Genomic DNA, 15,933 nt, shown 5'->3' with positions numbered 1-15,933 from the left:
CATGGAACGCATCGCGCTGCATACGCGGTTGAAACCGGGGCGGGAAGCGGAGTACGACGCCGTGCACGCCACCATTCCGGCCGATCTTGACGCTGCCATGCGGGAAGCCGGGGTAGCCAGCTGGCGGATTTGGCGCAGCGGGCTGAATCTCTTCCATGTGGTGGAGGCGCAGGACTACACGGCCATGCGCCGGTTCCTAGCCGCGCACCCGGCCAACATTCCCTGGCAGGCACGGATGGCTGAACTGCTTGACGTCCAGGACGACTATTCCGGAACGGACCGGGGCATCAGCCAGGTCTGGGAACTGCCATGATCGGCGCCGCGCTGGGTCCGCTGGGGTTTGGGTGCGCCGGTATCGGCAATCTCTACCGCGGGATGACTGACGCCGATGCCGCCGCCGCGCTCCATGCTGCCTGGGACGGCGGAAGCCGGTATTTCGACACCGCTCCGCACTACGGTCTTGGCCTTTCAGAGAGGCGGCTGGGTGCCTTCCTGTCCGGCAAACCCCGGGACGAGTTTGTGGTCTCCACCAAGGTTGGGCGCCTGCTCGTGGAGAATTCGGAATTCTCTGGGGAGGAATTGGACGATGAAGGGTTCGCCGTACCTGCCCGCTACCGGCGCCAATGGGATCCCAGTGAAGCGGGCATCCGGCGGTCCCTGGAGGAGTCCCTGGACAGGATGGGTCTGGAGCGGGCGGACATCCTCTACCTGCACGACCCTGATGCCTACGATCTGGCGGCCGGAATCGAGCAGGGACTACCCGCCCTGGAGAAGCTGCGCGCAGAAGGGGCCGTGGACGCGATCGGAGTTGGCGCCAACTCTGCGCAGACACTGCTGGCCTGCGTTGAAGCCGCCGAACTGGACTACATCATGCTCGCCGGCCGCTACACCCTGCTGGACCAGCCGGCCGCGCAGCAGTTGCTTCCACGCTGCCTGGAGAAAGGCGTGCAGGTAATCAACGTCGGTGTTTACAACTCCGGCATCCTGGCCCGGCCCCGGGTCAGTGCCGGATCCCATTACAACTACGCTCCAGCCTCCGGGGAACTGCGGGCCAAGGCCGCACGCATCGCCGAGGTCTGCGAGAAGTTCGGCGCCGACCTGCCCACCGCCGCACTGCACTTCAGCCTGAGGCATCCTGCCATAGCTGCCGTCGTCGCGGGAGCATCCAGCGCTGCCCAGGCGGCGCAGAACGCGTCCCGCATGCAGGTCCGAGTGGACGAAGAACTTTGGGAAGCCCTGGCCGAAGAGGGGCTGATTCCCGATGCATGCTGACAAGCCGTACCCAGTCCCGCGCATTGACGCCCATCTGCATCTGTGGGACCTGACGTCCGGGAGATACAGCTGGCTGCACAGGGCGGACCCGGAGCTGAGCCGCAGTTTCCTCCCCGCGGAAGCAGAAGCGTTGCTCGACGTCGCCGGAATCCACGGCGCTATCCTGGTCCAGGCCGAGGACAGCACCGAAGACACGCTCTTCATGCTGGCTGCCTCCGGGCACCGCTTCGTGCGGGGCGTGGTGGGCTGGGTACAGCTGGATTCTCCGGCTGCCGCGGCCGGGCAGCTTGCCGGCTGGCTCGAGGCACCGGCCTTTGTGGGCGTGCGGCACCTGGTCCATGACGACCCGCGGCGGGACTTCCTTTCCCTTCCCGAGGTACGAGCCTCGCTTTCACTCGTGGCCCAGGCCGGACTCACCTTCGATATTCCGGACGCCTATCCCGGCCACCTCGACCAGACTGCCGCGCTGGCCGAGGCTCTTCCTGAGCTGAGGATTGTCATCGACCACCTGGGCAAACCGCCGCGGAGCGCCGGCAACGCGGAGTTCCTCCGCTGGGAGCAGCAGCTGCGGACTGCAGCCGAGCACCCCAACGTCGTTGCCAAGGTATCCGGGCTGCGGGCCGACGGAGTGCAGTACACCGCGGATTCGCTGCGCCGCACCTGGGACATTGCGCTGGATGCCCTCGGCACCGAGCGGCTGCTCTACGGCGGCGACTGGCCGGTCAGCGGGCCAGAGCAGTACGGCGAAACACTGGCAGTCATCGAATCGCTGGCCGCGGAACTGGCCCCGGCCGAACAAGCAGCCCTCATGGGCGCAAACGCCGAACGCATCTACCGGTTGCCCGTCGCAGGACCCGGGCAGGAAGCAGCGGTTGAAATGAAAGCAGGCAGTTATGAGTGATTACCTTCTGGAGGTGCAGGGGATCAGCAAGGCGTTCCCCGGCGTCCAGGCTCTCGATGATATGCACCTGAACCTGCGGCACAACGAAGTCCTTGCCCTGGTGGGGGAGAACGGTGCGGGGAAGTCCACGTTGATGAAGCTGCTGTCCGGGATTGAAACAGCGGACGCCGGGAGCATCACGCTGAACGGCAGGAAGATCACGGTGGACAGCCCCCGCCATGCGCAGGAACTGGGCATCAGCATCATTCACCAGGAATTCCACCTGATGCGGGACCTGACCGTTGCGCAAAACATCTTCATCGGCCGCGAACCGCGTTCCGGACCGTTCCTGAATGAACGTGCCCTCAACAAGAAGGCGCAGGAGCTCTTCGACCGCATCGGAATCGACCTGGACCCCAGGCAGCCCGTGGCCCAGCTGACCGTCGCACGCCAGCAAATGGTGGAGATTGCCAAGGCCCTGTCCTGGGAATCGGTGCGCGTGCTGATCATGGACGAACCGACAGCGGCCCTTAACGACGCCGAAGTAGCGTCCCTGCACGGGCTCATCCGCCAGTTCACCACCTCGGAAACCGGCGTCATCTACATATCGCACCGAATGGATGAGCTCAAGGCCATCTCTTCCCGGGTCACCGTCATCCGCGACGGCGAGTATGTGGACACAGTCGATACGGCCGCCACCACCATGCGCGAAGTTATTTCCCTGATGGTCGGACGGCAGGTCAAGACCGACCAGCGTCCGGTCCATACCGAAGTCAGCGGAGAACCGGTGCTGCGCGTGCGTGGACTCAGCACCAAGTCACTGCTGGACGACGTGAGCTTCGACCTGCACCCCGGTGAAATCCTGGGCTTCGCCGGGCTTATGGGGGCTGGCCGCACCGAAGTGGCCCGGGCCATCGTCGGGGCGGACCGGATCACCGGCGGAACCATCCAGCTCCGCGGCCGCGACGTGAAGATCACGACTCCGGCGGCCGCCGCCGCGCTTGGCATCGGCTACCTGTCCGAAGACCGCAAGCACCTGGGCCTGATGCTGGAGCGGAGCGTAGCCGAGAACATCGTGGTGACGTCCCTGCCCAAGCTGAGCACCGCCGGCTTCGTGAAGGCAAAGGCCATCCGCGAACAGGCCACTGCATCGGTCCAGCAGCTGCGCATCAAGACCCCCGGCATCCGGCAGAGCGCCAAGAACCTCTCCGGCGGCAACCAACAGAAAATCGTGATCGCCAAATGGCTCTTCCGCGACTGCGACATCCTCATCTTCGATGAACCAACCCGCGGAATCGACGTCGGAGCGAAGGACGAGATCTACGCGCTGCTGAACGAACTCGCCGCGGCCGGGAAATCGATCATCATGATCTCCTCCGAACTTCCCGAAGTGCTGCGCATGTCCCACCGCATAGCGGTCATGAGCGACGGCCGCATCACCGGTGTCCTGGAGAATTCCGGGGCCACACAGGAAAACATCATGGAACTGGCCACACAAGGCAAAGGAGCCCCAGCAGCATGAGCACGGTAAACAAAGCACCAGAGGCTCCCACTCGCAGCCCGCAGTCCCCGGGGGGTCCGGGACGGCTCCGCAGTGCCCTGGCGGTGACCAGCCCTGGACTGCGCGTCCGGTTCCAGACCTCGCTGCAGCAGCTGATGGCATTCGGTTCCCTGATTGTCCTGGTTATCCTCTTCGGCATCCTGAACCCGCGGTTCCTGCAGCCCACGAACCTCTCGGACATCCTCCTTTCCACCGTGGTCATCGGGCTGCTGGCCCTGGGTGCAACCTTCGTGATCGTTACCGGAGGCATCGATCTCTCCGTCGGAACGGGCATGAGCCTGTGCTCGGTCATGACCGGTGTTGTGCTGACCAACCTCGGCATGCCCCTGATCCTCGGTGTCCTGGGCGGCATCCTGGCGGGAGCGCTCATGGGGGCGGTCAACGGATTCTTCGTCTCCTACCTGAAGATCCCGCCCTTCATCGCCACGCTGGCCATGATGATGGTGGCTCAGGGGCTGGCGCTGGTGATCTCGGGAACCAAGCCGATCTACTTCAACGACACTCCCGGCTTCAGCTCCATCGCCCTGGGCAAACCGATCGCCGGACTGGTTATCCCCAACGCCGTGTTCATCTTCTTCGCCGCCGCCGTCATCGCCGGAATTGTGCTGAGCCGGACCCTGATCGGCCGGTACACCTTCTCCATCGGCAGCAACGAAGAAGCCACAGCGCTCTCCGGCATCAATGTGCGCAAATGGAAGATGCTCATCTACACGCTCGCCGGATCCTTCACCGGACTGGCCGGCGTGATGATCGCGGCCCGGCTTAACTCGGCCCAGCCCGGACAGGGCATGGGATACGAGCTCCAGGCAATTGCCGCCGTCGTTATTGGCGGAACCTCACTGGTGGGCGGCAAGGGATCGATCATCGGCACCGTCATCGGAGCCCTGATCATGTCGGTGATGACCAACGGGCTCCGGGTCATCTCGGTGCCGCAGGAATGGCAAAACGTGGCGATCGGCGTCGTGATCCTGATTGCCGTGTACCTGGACATGCTCCGCCGGAAGGAGAACACCACGTAGATCCGGCGCCGCGGACTCCTCCCGCATATTCCCCTCAGCAGCGTTTATCAACCACTCAAGCACCTGGCACTTCACTGGTTCTTCAACAAAGGAGTTTTAGACATGATCCGGAAAAAGCTCGCGGCAGTCACGGCCGCCGCAGCACTGATGCTCAGCATGACCGCCTGCGAAAGCACCGAAAGCAGTGCGGATGACAACGGCGGCACTCCGTACATCGCCATCGTTTCCAAGGGTTTCCAGCACCAGTTCTGGCAGGCGGTAAAGCAGGGCGCTGACCAGGCGGCGGAGGAGTTCGGCGTCGAAATCACCTTCGAGGGCCCGGACAAGGAAACCAACGTGGACCAGCAGATCCAGATGCTGACGACGGCGCTGGGCAAGAATCCTTCCGCCATCGGTTTCGCGGCCCTGGACAGCCAGGCAGCCACCCCGCTGCTGGAAGAAGCCAAGTCGAAGGACATCCCCGTGGTGGCCTTTGACTCGGGGGTGGACAGCGACATCCCGGTAGCCACCGCCACCACTGATAACAAGGCTGCCGCTGCCGAGGCTGCCAAGCAGCTGGCTGACCTGATTGGCGGCAAGGGGAAGATCGCCGTTATCGCCCACGACCAGACCTCCAAGTCCGGCACGGACCGCCGCGACGGATTCCTGGAATGGATGGAAGGGAATGCTCCGGACATTGAAGTGGTCGACGTCCAGTACGGCGACGGCGACCAGCTGAAGTCCACCGACGCGGCCAAGGCGATCATCGCGGCTAACCCTGACCTGGCGGGAATGTACGGAACCAATGAAGGCTCGGCCATCGGCGTCGTGAACGCCGTGAAGGAACTGAACTTGAAGGGCAAGCTCACCATTGTGGGCTTCGACTCCGGCAAGGCACAGATCGACGCGATCAAGGACGGCACCATGGCCGGCGCCGTGACGCAGAACCCGGTGGGAAGCGGCTACGAAACGGTCAAGGCGGCCGTTGCCGCAGCCAAGGGTGAGAGTGTGGACAAGGTCATCGACACCGGCTTCTATTGGTACGACGCCGAGAACATCGATTCGGACGAAATTAAGCCGAACCTCTACGAGTAATCAGTTCGCCCATACACAGAAGATGCCCCGCCGGTTTTGGACCGGCGGGGCATCTTCTGTATGGCAGGCGAGTGGCTAGAGGGACTGTCGAAGCCAGTTCTCCACGCCGCTGACGTGGACGGTCATGAGTGCCCGCGCCAGCTCGGCGTCACCGCGGGAGAGTGCCGCTGCAATGGCGTTATGTTCGGCGAGGGTAGCCGTGACCGCCTTGTCCTGGGTCAGCCCCCGCCACACGCGGGCACGGACGGTACTGCTGGAAAGCCCGTCCAGGAGGCTCTCGAGATAGGAGTTGCCGGACGCCTTGGCGATCAGGCTGTGGAACGCCAGGTCATGGGCCACCAGGTCTTCGACGGACGTGTCTTCCTGCACCGTCTCGATCATTTCGTTCAGTTCTGCCAGCTGGGGTTCCGTGATCCGCTGGGCGGCGAGCGAGGCGGAGCCGGGTTCGAGGATACGCCGGACCTCGAACAGTTCCAGCACGGACTTGTCCTGGTGGAGGTCAACCACAAACGCCATGGCTTCGGTGAGCAGCTGCGGTTCGAGGCTGGTTACATACGTACCGTCACCACGGCGGACGTCGAGCACCCGGATCAGTTCAAGTGCCTTGACCGCTTCCCGCATTGAACTGCGTGAGAGGCCCAGACGCTCACTGAGGTCTTTCTCCGGAGGAAGCCGGTCACCTGCCTTGAGCTCACCTGAGATGAGCATGTCCTTGATCTTGGTGATCGCTTCGTCTGTAACAGCCATGCCTACATCCTAATGGTCGGATGTTTACACGTGGCTCCCGGCAGCGCCCGCCGAGAGGACAGTTGCGGCTCGTTTCGCGGCCGAAAAGAGCCGCAACTGGCCTCTCGGGCCGGGGTTAGTCGCCGGTGAAGACCGCGGGGCGGCGCTCGGCGAAGGCCCTGCCGGCTTCGGCGAAGTCACGACTGGGCAGGAACGCCGTATTCCATACCTGCACGTAATCCAGCCCGGACTGCGCCGCCGCCTCGCTGCCCTGGTTTAGAACCTGTTTGACGCCTTGCACCACCAGTGGCGGGTTCGCCGCGATCTGGGCGGCCAGCTCACGGCCGCGCGCAATGACGTCGTCCGCCAGCTCAGTGACCAGGCCCAGTTCAAATGCGCGGGCAGCGTCGAAATCCTCTCCGGTAAGCGCCAGGTGCCGGGTGGCGCCGGAGCCGATGATCCCCGGAAGCCGCTGCAGGGATCCGAGGTCCGCAACGATGCCCACACGGACCTCCCGGATGCTGAACCGCGCACCCGGAGCTGCGACGCGTACGTCCGCAGCGGTAATGACATCCACACCGCCGCCGATGCACCACCCCTCCACAGCAGCCACCACTGGTTTGCTGCAGCGGGCCACTGAACTCACGGCGTCCTGCAGGGCCTTGATCTGCCGCCGGAACCCCGCACGCAGGCGGGCATCCGTTCCTTGGGACTCCAGCAGGGGCCGGAACACCGGTTCCATGCCCGGAAGATCCAGGCCGTAGCTGAAATTGCCTCCCGAACCGTAGAGCAGGACTGCACGGACGCCTTCGTCGGCGTCCAGCTCTGCGAAAACTTCCGGAAGCTCAGCCCAGAAGTCAGGGCCCATCGCGTTGCCCTTCGACGGGCCTCGAAGCTGTACCTCAGCCACCGGTCCGTGGAGGCTGACCTGCAGTGAGCGGAGCGCGGAGTCAGAGTTCATGGATGTCCTTTGATGAAGGGGCCGGGCCATGCCGGCGCAGGGCCTGCGGGCCAATATACCGGGGCCCGAAGAAGCAGGGCCGTGAAAAAGCTAGGATCAAGGTATGGAGTTTGTGGTCATTGCCCTGTTCGTCGCTGCAATCGTGCTCGTGAACTTCCTGGTGGGCCGCGCCCAGAAGAAACGGGCAGCCCGTCCCGAGGCCACCCAGTCCAAGGCAGCGGGCACCGGGAACCCCAAGGGAACGGGCCGCGCACCGGCCGGAACATCCCTGGAAGCGGCACGGGAAGCCGTGGCCCGGCTCGATGAGAAGGGTCATCAGCAGGTGTACGCGGCCATCGCCCAGGGGCAGCCGATCCGCGCCATTCAGCTCTATGCGCAGAGCACCGGGTGCGGGCTGCGCGCCGCCAGCGCTGCGGTGGCTTCAATGGCATCCCATCCCATCCCGTTCACGCGCCCGGAATCCCGTCAGCCGCAGCAGCCGAGCGGCGTCGACCCCGCTCCCTCCGAGGGTGCCGCTCCTCTGGAACCGGAGGCTGCAGAGACTGAAGCCCTGAAGCCTGAGACCGCGCCGGAGGTCCGCGATTCCGCAGAGCGCGACACTCCCGCCAAGGACACAGCACGCAGCGCAGCGGGAAGTCCGGGTGCAGAAGGCGCCGGGTCCGGCAAGGATAAGCCGCGCGGAACTGCGAAGGACAAAGAGCCCGCAGCCCCCGACGACGCCGAAATCAGCAAATGGGCGCAGAACCTGCGTCCCGAGGACTTCTAGCCGAGCTTTCGCGCACGCTGGTTCCGGCCGTCCAAGCCATAGGGGTAGTTGCCCACGGCCGGAGCGCTGGCATGATTCAGCCGCTGGATCTCCGCCGGGGTTAGTTCCAGCTGCGCTGCCTGCAGGTTGCCCTCCAGCTGGTCCGGAGTCCGGGCACCCAGGATTACTGAGGTCACACCGGGACGCCCGGCAAGCCATGCCAGAGAGACCTCGGCTGGAGAAGCACCGTGGGACGCTGCGATCTGCTGTACGGCGTCCAGGACCTCCCAGGTCTGCGGGTTGGAACTGCGCAGGTCCCACCCCTGGAACTGCCGTGCCGGATTCTCACCAACGCGGGTGTTGCCGGAGGGGACGGTTTCGCGGTGGTATTTGCCCGTCAGCCAGCCCCCGGCCAAAGGCGACCAGGGAAGCAGCCCGAGTCCGGCGTCGAGTGCTGCCGGCACGATTTCGGATTCGATTTCGCGCTCCAGCAGGTTGTACTGAGGCTGAAGCGTCACTGGTGCCGGCCAGTTGTGCAGCTTGGCCATCCAGACCGCCTTGGTCAGCTGCCAGCCGGTGAAGTTGGAGAAGCCGTAGTAGCTGATCAGTCCGGAGCTGACGGCGTCCTGGAGGAAGCCGAGGCTCTCTTCCAGCGGGGTCAGGGGGTCCCAGGAGTGCAGCTGGTACAGGTCGATGTGGTCAACGCCGAGCCGGCGCAGCGAGGCTTCCAGTGCGCGGCGCAGATGACGGCGGGAGTTCCCGGCGTCGTTGGTGTCCTGCCCGGTGGGGAAGCGGGCCTTGGTGGCCAGCACCACGGTGTTGCGGGCGGTCTGGTTTGAATGCAGCCATTTGCCGACGATTTCTTCCGAGGCACCTTCGTTGTAGATGTCCGCGGTGTCGATGAAGTTGCCGCCGGCGGCCAGATAGTCGTCCAGCATCCGATGGGAGGTCTTTTCATCGGTCTCATTGCCGAACGTCATGGTGCCCAGCGCATAGTTGCTCACGGCGGTTCCGCTGTTGCCCAGCAGGCGCATCTCCATGGGTATTTCCTTCCGACCGGCGTGCAGTGTGCTGCGCCCCAGCCTATGCCTCTTCCTGCGGGCTGGAACAGGGCGATGGCCGGGCAGCGGAAGAGCGGGCTGCCTAAGTCAGATAGTTGTCGATCAGATAGTCAGCGATTGCGAGGGACGACGTCGCGGCAGGTGAGGGGGCGTTGCGCAGCAGCGTGACCGGCCCGTTCTGGTCTACGGCGAAGTCATCCAGAAGTGATCCGTCCCGTCCCCACGCCTGGGCGCGGACCCCGGCGGCAGTCTTGGCAGTGAGGTCGGAGGGTTTCAGCTCCGGAATGAACCGGCGGGCGCGGGAGAAGTAGACGGGTTTCAGCAGTGATTCACCCACGGAGTCGAGGCCCATCTTCCAGTAGCGCTTCGCCAGTGGAAGCGCGCCGGGCCAGCGCAGCGACTCGAGGGTGTCGCGGACGGAGACTTTGCCCCAGCTGTAGCCCTCGCGGGCCAGGGCAGGAACTGCGTTGGGGCCCACATGCACGTCGTCATAGACCCCGCGGGTGAAATGCACGCCCAGAAAGGGGAAGGCCGGATCAGGGACCGGATAGATCATGCCGTTGACAAGGTGGTTCCTTTTGGGGCTGAGCTCCCAGTATTCGCCGCGGAACGGCAGGATTTTGGGTGAAGGATCGGCGCCGGCCAGCCTTGCCACGACGTCGGACTGCAGGCCTGCACAGGCGATCACATGGTCGAAGCCCTGCTCGGAGACCGCTGTTTGAACGCGGACCCGGGCGCCTTCCATGCGGAGTCCGGTCACTTCCTGTCCCAGCAGGATGGTGCCGCCGGAGGCACGCACGTCCTGCGCCATGGCTTCGGTAATCGCTGCGTAATCCACGACGGCGGTGTGCGGGGAATGAACGGCAGCAACGCCTGCCACATGGGGCTCGATTTCGCGCAGCTTCGCCGGGTCATCAATCCTGGCGAGCCCGGGAACGCCGCTGGCGAGGGAACGCGACTCGATGTCCGCCAGGGCCGGCAGGTCCGCCTCATCCACGGCCACCACGAGCTTGCCCACCTCACGGTAGGGCAGGGATTTCTCCAGGCAGTAGTCCCGGATGCGCTGCCTGCCCTCGGCGCAGAGCTGTGCCTTCAGCGAACCGGGCCTGTAGTACAGACCGGCGTGGACAACTCCGGAATTGTGGCCGGTCTGATGGGCGGCCAGCCGGGCTTCCTTCTCGAAGACAGTGACTTCTCCCAGACCGCGCAGGGCCAGTGCCCGGGCCACGGCGATTCCCACGATGCCTCCGCCAATAACGGCGAACCGGTTCACGTTCAAATGACTGCTTCCCCGCTGCCTGTCCTGTGGAGAGTGTAGAGGGTGGGCTAAATGCCCAGCACTGCGGACGCGATGAGGAAGTAGATGATCAGCCCCGTGGCGTCGACGAAAGTGGAAATGAACGGGTTGGAAAACACGGCCGGATCGACTTTCAGGGCCCTACCCAGAAGCGGCATGAGCCCTCCGGCAGCGGCGGCCATGGTGCACACGCCCAGCAGGGTCAGGCCCACCACGGTGCCCAGCGGCACGGTGAAGATAACGGACGTTACGGCGAACCCCAGCCCGCCGAGCAGTAAGCCAAGCACCGCACCCACTCGGACCTCGCGCGCAACGACCTTGGCAACGTCCCGCGGCCGCACGTCTCCCAGGGCGAGTGCCCTGGTGATGGTGGTGGCGGCCTGGTTTCCGGTATTGCCTCCGGTGCCGATCAGCAGAGGAATGAACAGTGACAACGCCACCTGCTCGGCCAGGGTGGCTTCAAAGGTATCCATTACCTGGACGGTGAGGGTGGCTCCGAGGGCCAGGACCAGCAACCACACGACACGGGCGCGCACAATGGCCCGGACTGGAGTCGCCAGGTAAGGCCGCCGCAGGGGCTCAGTCCCGCCCGAACGTGCGGAGTCCTCGCTTTCGGCCGATTCCAGGATCCGGAGGGCGTCATCCACCGTGAGGATTCCGACCAGCCGGTTTTCGGAATCAACCACGGGCAGCACCAGCACCTTGGCATCAGCGCAGTACCGCGCAGCCTCTTCGGCGTTCAGGGTGGCGGGGACTGACAGCGGGGCCTTCATCAGGTCCGCTACCGGGTCGGAGTCCGCGGCGCGGAGCAGGTCCCGGAGGGAAACTACGCCCAGCAGGTGCCGTCTGCCGTCGGTCACGGGGATGGTGTAGACGCTTTCCGCGTCGTCGAGCTGTGACCGGACCCGGGCCAGGGACTCGGCGGCCGTCCTGTCCGGGCTGGTGGTGACGAACTGTGGGCTCATGTAGCGGCCCACTGCGCCGCGCGGGTACCCCAGGACTGCGGTGGTGAGCGCCCGGTCCTTCTCGTTGAGCCCCAGAATCAGGCGGTTGGCCACTCCCGCCGGCAATTCATCCAGCAGCGCCACCCGGTCATCCGGGCTGAGCGCGGTGAAGACCTCCGCCACCTGGGCATCCTTCAGTCCGGTCAGGAGGTCTGCCTGGACCGGTGCGTCGAAACGCTCGAAAACTTCCATGGCCCGCCCCTTCGAGAGTGTCCGGTACGCCACCGCGCGGTCAATGGTATTGAGGCGTTCGAGCTGTTCCAGGGTTTCGGAGACGTCCAGTGGCTGGAGAACCCGGGCAATCCCGGTCAGGCTGCCGCTGCTGAGGGCATGATCCAGCAGTTCGGCGGTTGCGTCGAATGAAAGATTGGGGGACTTGATCATGATCCGCTTCCCTACGGTGGGCGCACTGCAACGGCGCGGAAGAACCGCGGAGCAGTGATCGGGTGTGGTGGGGCTTTGGCAAATGCCGCAGCCGCGCGGACCCGGGCCGGCTAGGGAAGCAGGGGTTGGTTTCCCTTCGAACAGGGAGGAACCGGCGTGGCCCTTAGGGGCGGATGTTCAGGAGAGCTTCCCTGAAACGCTGGCGAGGTCCGCGCGCTGCGGAGATCGACTATTTCCGTCGTCCATGCGTGCGGTTCACCTCCTGCGGTTCAGGAAAAGCTCGGATATGGAAACACCCCGGTCCGAAGACCGGGGTGTCCTTGATGTCTCAACATCACAACGCGGAGACGGGGGGATTTGAACCCCCGGTGGGCTTTAGGCCCACACTTCATTAGCAGTGAAGCCCATTCGGCCGCTCTGGCACGTCTCCAATTGCCCTGGCAAACTCACGCTGCCAGCCTGTCAAGACTACCCATAACGGGGTGCTTTCAGCAAAACAGGTTCAGGACAACCTGCCGGTCAGCGCTTCCCAGAGGAACTCGTAGGACATAGCGTGCATGCGGGCGGACTGGCGGTTGTCCGCAGCGCCCGCGTGGCCGCCCTCGAGTGCCTCGTGGAACCAGACCCGGTCCACGCCCAGTGCCTTCATCCGGGCCGCCATTTTGCGGGCCTGGACCGGGCCCACCCGGTCATCGCTCGTAGCGGTCCAGATTAGCGCCGGCGGGTACTGCACGCCTTCACGCAGCAGGTGGTACGGGGAGAAGGTCTTGATGAACTCCCACTGTTCCGGATCATCGGGGTCTCCGTATTCGGCAATCCAGGACGCGCCCGCGGAGAGCTTGGTGTACCGGCGCATGTCCAGGAGCGGAACACCGCAGGACACGGCGCCGAAGAGCTCCGGATAGAGGGTAAGCATGTTGCCCACCAGCAGGCCGCCGTTGCTGCGGCCGGTGCAGCCCAGGTGTTCGCGGGAGGTGACGCCCCGTGCTGTGAGGTCCCGGGCAACTGCCGCGAAGTCCTCATAGGCCCGGTGCCGGTTCTGCTGCAGTGCTGCGCGGTGCCAGTCCGGCCCGTATTCTCCGCCGCCGCGGATGTTGGCCAGCACGTAGACACCGCGGCGCAGGGTTCCGGAGTCGTCGGTGTAGCTGCGCTCAAGCCAGCCGCGCCCAACAACGCCTGAGTAGGCGGGGGTGAGGGCCTGTTCGAACCCGCCGTAACCCGAGAGGACCGTGGGGTTGCCGCCGTCGAGCACCATGTCCTTGTGTCCCACCTGGAAGTACGGCACCCGGGTGCCGTCCTCCGACACAGCGAAGTGCTGCTCAACCGTGCAGTCGGAGGCATCGAAGAACGACGGCGATGCCTTGACCGGGGAGGCCGGCGACCCCGGCTGGCCGAGGGTTCCGCGCGAGAGTGTGGACGGTGTGGTGAATCCGGTGCTGACCAGCCAGTAGTCGTTGCCGGCATGCTCGTCCTCGTCGTCCACGGCGTAGGCGTCCACGGAATGCAGGGGAGGGCACGCGTCGAGTTCCGAGGCCTGCCAGTCAGCAGCCGGGTCCAGGACCTGGATTTCGGAGGAGACGTCACGCAGCAGGTTCAGCAGCAGATAGTCCCGGGTCCAGCTCCACGATTGCAGGGACACGGTGGGCTCGGGGGTGAAGAGCGTGCGAAGGTTCCGGCTGCCGGCCAGGAAGTCCTCCAGGTCCGCTGCGAGCAGGGAGCCGGCCTTGTGCAGGGTTTCGCCAACCAGCCAGTCGGTGCGCGGGCGCATCACCAGCCACTGCCGGTGCAGGTCCACGTTCACGTCCAGCGGCACATCGATCCGGGCCCACTCCCCGTCCTTCCGGAGGTAGGTGATGCTGTCATAGAAGTCGATGATGTCCACGGCCAGGTCCCGCTCGAACCCCGGCGTCTGGTCATGGTGGACATAGCCCATCATGTGGTCCTCGGGGACCTCGAAGTACAGCTGGGCGTCCACGGGTCCCTGTCCGCGGTGCAGGACGCGGACAGTGCGCGGATAGGAGGAGGCAGTCATGCTGCCGGGACCGTAATCCGTGGCCACATAGAGGGTGTCCGGGCCGGCCCAGGAAACCTGTGTTTTCGCCACGGGCAGGTCGAAGCCGCCCGGCACGAAGGTGCGGTCGACGACGTCGTACTCCCGGTAGCGGGAGGCATCCCCGCCGTCGGGCGAGAGAATCACGAGGGCGCGGCGGTAGGAGACACCGTCTTCCGGACGAAGGAAGCGTGCTCCGCCCCAGACCCACTCGGTATCATCTTCACCGCTCAGCGCATCGAGGTCCAGAAGGGTCTCCCACTGAGTTTCCGGAGCCGTGTAGCCCTCCCATGAGGTACGGCGCCAGATGCCCCTGGGGTGTTCGGCGTCCCGCCAGAAGTTGTAGTACCAGTCCCCGCGTTTCACGACCATGGGAATCCGGTCGGTGGAGTCAAGGACTTCCAGCAGGCGTTCTTCGGTCCGGGCGAAGCCGGTGGCGGAGAGCAGGGCTTCCGTCTCGGAGTTCCTGGCCCGGACCCAGTCCAGCTGCCTGTCTCCGTAGATGTCCTCCAGCCAGAGGAACTCGTCTTCGCTGTCCTGCGGGGTTTCTGCGCTCGCGGTACTCATGTGCCCATCCTAGGGGCGGATGGTGACACAGGTCTCCGCGGGCGCCACGGTTGAATGGCCTGCGCGCCTGCAGGCGTTCCGGCGGGCATGATGGACTCCATGCCGTTCCCTGTGCGAGAAAGGACCCACATGTCTCTTGTTAGCCGCCGGCGCCGCAGCTCCGAGGTCCGGGCATGACGCTGCTGATTCTTGACCTGGCCGGGGTCTTCTTCTTCGCGGTCTCCGGATCCCTGCTGGCGGCCCGGCGAAACTTCGACATTGTTGGCTCGCTGATGCTCGGATCCCTGGTCGGACTCGGCGGCGGAGTGGTGCGGGACCTGATCATTGGACAGGGCGTCCCCCAGGCCTTCACGAATCCGGTGTACCTGGCCCCGCCTGTGCTGGCCGCCCTGCTTGTTTTTGTCCACGCGCTGGGAGTCCAGCGTTACCGGCGCACGCTGCTGGTCTTCGACGCCGCCGGCCTGGCTCTCTTCTGCGTTACCGGAACACAGACTGCACTCGCCGCCGGACTGCCCCCCGTGTCTGCCGCCCTCCTGGGGGTCACGACGGCGGTGGGCGGAGGCCTGCTGCGCGACGTGGTTGCCAACGAAGTACCGCAGGTGTTCAACCCCAACGGCGTCTACGCCATCCCTGCCCTTCTTGGGGCTGGCCTGGTGTCCTTCTTCTCAGCCTTGGGCGTCTATAACGCGGTTGTGGGCATGTCGGTGGCGGGGCTGGTCTTCACCCTGCGGATCCTTTCGCTGCGATACGGCTGGCGGATACCGCTGGCAGGCCGCACCGCTGCCGTTGCTGACGAGTCCTAGCCTCGGTTCTGCTCTGGTGAGAAGTCCACGACGACGGCGGCCAGCCACGCCATCTTCCCGGACCGTCGCAGGCCGGCAGCGCCGTGGCCTAGGGTAATTGCAGGAATCGAGAAGCGGGAGGATCCGTGTTTCGTACTCTGGTGAAAGCTGCGCCCGGCCTGGTGCTCCTGCTGGGCGTTGCCGCCTGCAGCGGGGAGGGCTCCGGGCCTCCCGGCGCGGAGCAGGCTGCAGAAAAGTTCCATGCCGCTGTGCAGTCAGGGGAATACGGACAGGCATGCAGCATGCTGGCCCCCGCCACGCTCGAGGACAGCCAGCAGGCGGAAGACGGCGGGGAACAGCCCTGCACCGACAAACTCGGTGCTGTGTCCCTCGCTTCTCCCGGGACGCCGGTTACAAGCCAGGCCTTCGGGCGGAACGCCCAGGTGGTGTTCGAATCGGACACCGTATTCCTGACCCTCTCTAACGGCACCTGGAAAGTCATGGCTGCCGGCTGTACGCCGCGGGGAGAGCGGCGTACAGCTGCCTGATC

15 protein-coding genes and 1 tRNA gene are annotated in these 15,933 nt (G+C 65.0%); 9 read left to right on the top strand and 7 right to left on the bottom strand.

Annotated elements, in window-relative coordinates:
• The first annotated feature begins 1 nt into the window (after position 1).
• The 6 genes from FYJ28_RS14715 (at position 2) to FYJ28_RS14690 (ending at position 5,806) form a co-directional block, all read left to right on the top strand.
• Positions 2-313 (top strand): L-rhamnose mutarotase, encoded by a 312-nt coding sequence (locus tag FYJ28_RS14715; RefSeq protein WP_154579818.1) that lies wholly within the window; start codon positions 2-4, stop codon positions 311-313.
• Complete coding sequence (locus FYJ28_RS14710) at positions 310-1,272, top strand: aldo/keto reductase (RefSeq protein WP_154579817.1); 963 nt, start codon at positions 310-312, stop codon at positions 1,270-1,272. Before FYJ28_RS14715 ends, FYJ28_RS14710 begins: the two co-directional genes overlap by 4 nt.
• Positions 1,262-2,173, top strand: coding sequence for an amidohydrolase family protein (locus FYJ28_RS14705; RefSeq protein ID WP_154579816.1), 912 nt, complete (start codon positions 1,262-1,264; stop codon positions 2,171-2,173). The genes FYJ28_RS14710 and FYJ28_RS14705 overlap by 11 nt, the downstream gene beginning before the upstream one ends.
• The gene (locus FYJ28_RS14700; protein WP_154579815.1) at positions 2,166-3,674 is read left to right on the top strand and encodes a sugar ABC transporter ATP-binding protein; all 1,509 of its coding nucleotides are present in this window, start codon (positions 2,166-2,168) and stop codon (positions 3,672-3,674) included. The genes FYJ28_RS14705 and FYJ28_RS14700 overlap by 8 nt, the downstream gene beginning before the upstream one ends.
• Positions 3,671-4,732: an ABC transporter permease gene (locus tag FYJ28_RS14695; RefSeq protein ID WP_154579814.1), complete on the top strand. Its 1,062-nt coding sequence runs from the start codon at positions 3,671-3,673 to the stop codon at positions 4,730-4,732. The genes FYJ28_RS14700 and FYJ28_RS14695 overlap by 4 nt, the downstream gene beginning before the upstream one ends.
• Before the next feature lie 102 nt (positions 4,733-4,834).
• A complete protein-coding gene (locus FYJ28_RS14690) occupies positions 4,835-5,806 on the top strand; it encodes an ABC transporter substrate-binding protein (protein WP_154579813.1) in 972 nt (323 codons plus the stop codon).
• A 75-nt stretch (positions 5,807-5,881) separates the two neighbouring features.
• Here the strand turns inward: FYJ28_RS14690 and FYJ28_RS14685 are convergent, their stop codons facing one another.
• Both FYJ28_RS14685 and FYJ28_RS14680 read right to left on the bottom strand, forming a co-directional pair.
• Positions 5,882-6,553 carry a FadR/GntR family transcriptional regulator gene (locus tag FYJ28_RS14685; RefSeq protein ID WP_154579812.1) on the bottom strand — a complete coding sequence of 224 codons (672 nt, stop codon included), beginning with the start codon at positions 6,551-6,553 and terminating at the stop codon, positions 5,882-5,884.
• A 115-nt stretch (positions 6,554-6,668) separates the two neighbouring features.
• On the bottom strand, positions 6,669-7,493 hold the full coding sequence (locus tag FYJ28_RS14680; protein WP_154579811.1) for a crotonase/enoyl-CoA hydratase family protein: 825 nt from the start codon (positions 7,491-7,493) through the stop codon (positions 6,669-6,671).
• Positions 7,494-7,596: 103 nt separating this feature from the next.
• Here FYJ28_RS14680 and FYJ28_RS14675 point away from each other — a divergent pair, with 103 nt between their 5' ends.
• Positions 7,597-8,259: a hypothetical protein gene (locus FYJ28_RS14675; RefSeq protein WP_154579810.1), complete on the top strand. Its 663-nt coding sequence runs from the start codon at positions 7,597-7,599 to the stop codon at positions 8,257-8,259.
• On the opposite strand, the gene FYJ28_RS14670 is transcribed toward FYJ28_RS14675, so the two are convergent.
• From FYJ28_RS14670 to FYJ28_RS14650, 5 genes are all read right to left on the bottom strand, one after another.
• Positions 8,256-9,278 (bottom strand): aldo/keto reductase, encoded by a 1,023-nt coding sequence (locus FYJ28_RS14670; protein ID WP_055239831.1) that lies wholly within the window; start codon positions 9,276-9,278, stop codon positions 8,256-8,258. The two genes, FYJ28_RS14675 and FYJ28_RS14670, sit on opposite strands and share 4 nt — an antisense overlap.
• Before the next feature lie 103 nt (positions 9,279-9,381).
• The gene (gene lhgO / locus FYJ28_RS14665) at positions 9,382-10,572 is read right to left on the bottom strand and encodes an L-2-hydroxyglutarate oxidase (protein WP_326831750.1); all 1,191 of its coding nucleotides are present in this window, start codon (positions 10,570-10,572) and stop codon (positions 9,382-9,384) included.
• Positions 10,573-10,625: 53 nt separating this feature from the next.
• The gene (gene mgtE, locus FYJ28_RS14660) at positions 10,626-11,984 is read right to left on the bottom strand and encodes a magnesium transporter (RefSeq protein WP_154579808.1); all 1,359 of its coding nucleotides are present in this window, start codon (positions 11,982-11,984) and stop codon (positions 10,626-10,628) included.
• Positions 11,985-12,326: 342 nt separating this feature from the next.
• Positions 12,327-12,414, bottom strand: a tRNA-Ser gene (locus tag FYJ28_RS14655).
• Positions 12,415-12,486: 72 nt separating this feature from the next.
• The gene (locus FYJ28_RS14650) at positions 12,487-14,601 is read right to left on the bottom strand and encodes a prolyl oligopeptidase family serine peptidase (protein ID WP_154579807.1); all 2,115 of its coding nucleotides are present in this window, start codon (positions 14,599-14,601) and stop codon (positions 12,487-12,489) included.
• A gap of 173 nt (positions 14,602-14,774) precedes the next feature.
• On the opposite strand from FYJ28_RS14650, the gene FYJ28_RS14645 reads away from it, so the two are divergent.
• Complete coding sequence (locus FYJ28_RS14645) at positions 14,775-15,404, top strand: trimeric intracellular cation channel family protein (RefSeq protein WP_055239835.1); 630 nt, start codon at positions 14,775-14,777, stop codon at positions 15,402-15,404.
• Positions 15,405-15,544: 140 nt separating this feature from the next.
• Positions 15,545-15,931, top strand: a complete 387-nt coding sequence (locus FYJ28_RS14640) for a hypothetical protein (RefSeq protein WP_154579806.1) — start codon at positions 15,545-15,547, stop codon at positions 15,929-15,931.
• Positions 15,932-15,933: the final 2 nt, after the last annotated feature.

It is taken from the genome of Arthrobacter sp. BL-252-APC-1A (assembly GCF_009696625.1).
Classification (GTDB): domain Bacteria; phylum Actinomycetota; class Actinomycetes; order Actinomycetales; family Micrococcaceae; genus Arthrobacter_B.
Note: the sequence above shows the minus strand (reverse complement) of the source record. Positions and strands in the feature narration are given on the sequence as shown.

What these genes read in the sequence shown, in the direction of transcription:
- FYJ28_RS14715 (WP_154579818.1), top strand. Translation starts at nt 2, where the DNA reads ATGGAACGCATCGCGCTGCATACGCGGTTGAAACCGGGGCGGGAAGCG.
- FYJ28_RS14710 (WP_154579817.1), top strand. Translation starts at nt 310, where the DNA reads ATGATCGGCGCCGCGCTGGGTCCGCTGGGGTTTGGGTGCGCCGGTATC.
- FYJ28_RS14705 (WP_154579816.1), top strand. Translation starts at nt 1,262, where the DNA reads ATGCATGCTGACAAGCCGTACCCAGTCCCGCGCATTGACGCCCATCTG.
- FYJ28_RS14700 (WP_154579815.1), top strand. Translation starts at nt 2,166, where the DNA reads ATGAGTGATTACCTTCTGGAGGTGCAGGGGATCAGCAAGGCGTTCCCC.
- FYJ28_RS14695 (WP_154579814.1), top strand. Translation starts at nt 3,671, where the DNA reads ATGAGCACGGTAAACAAAGCACCAGAGGCTCCCACTCGCAGCCCGCAG.
- FYJ28_RS14690 (WP_154579813.1), top strand. Translation starts at nt 4,835, where the DNA reads ATGATCCGGAAAAAGCTCGCGGCAGTCACGGCCGCCGCAGCACTGATG.
- FYJ28_RS14685 (WP_154579812.1), bottom strand. Translation starts at nt 6,553, where the DNA reads ATGGCTGTTACAGACGAAGCGATCACCAAGATCAAGGACATGCTCATC.
- FYJ28_RS14680 (WP_154579811.1), bottom strand. Translation starts at nt 7,493, where the DNA reads ATGAACTCTGACTCCGCGCTCCGCTCACTGCAGGTCAGCCTCCACGGA.
- FYJ28_RS14675 (WP_154579810.1), top strand. Translation starts at nt 7,597, where the DNA reads ATGGAGTTTGTGGTCATTGCCCTGTTCGTCGCTGCAATCGTGCTCGTG.
- FYJ28_RS14670 (WP_055239831.1), bottom strand. Translation starts at nt 9,278, where the DNA reads ATGGAGATGCGCCTGCTGGGCAACAGCGGAACCGCCGTGAGCAACTAT.
- mgtE (WP_154579808.1), bottom strand. Translation starts at nt 11,984, where the DNA reads ATGATCAAGTCCCCCAATCTTTCATTCGACGCAACCGCCGAACTGCTG.
- FYJ28_RS14650 (WP_154579807.1), bottom strand. Translation starts at nt 14,601, where the DNA reads ATGAGTACCGCGAGCGCAGAAACCCCGCAGGACAGCGAAGACGAGTTC.
- FYJ28_RS14645 (WP_055239835.1), top strand. Translation starts at nt 14,775, where the DNA reads ATGACGCTGCTGATTCTTGACCTGGCCGGGGTCTTCTTCTTCGCGGTC.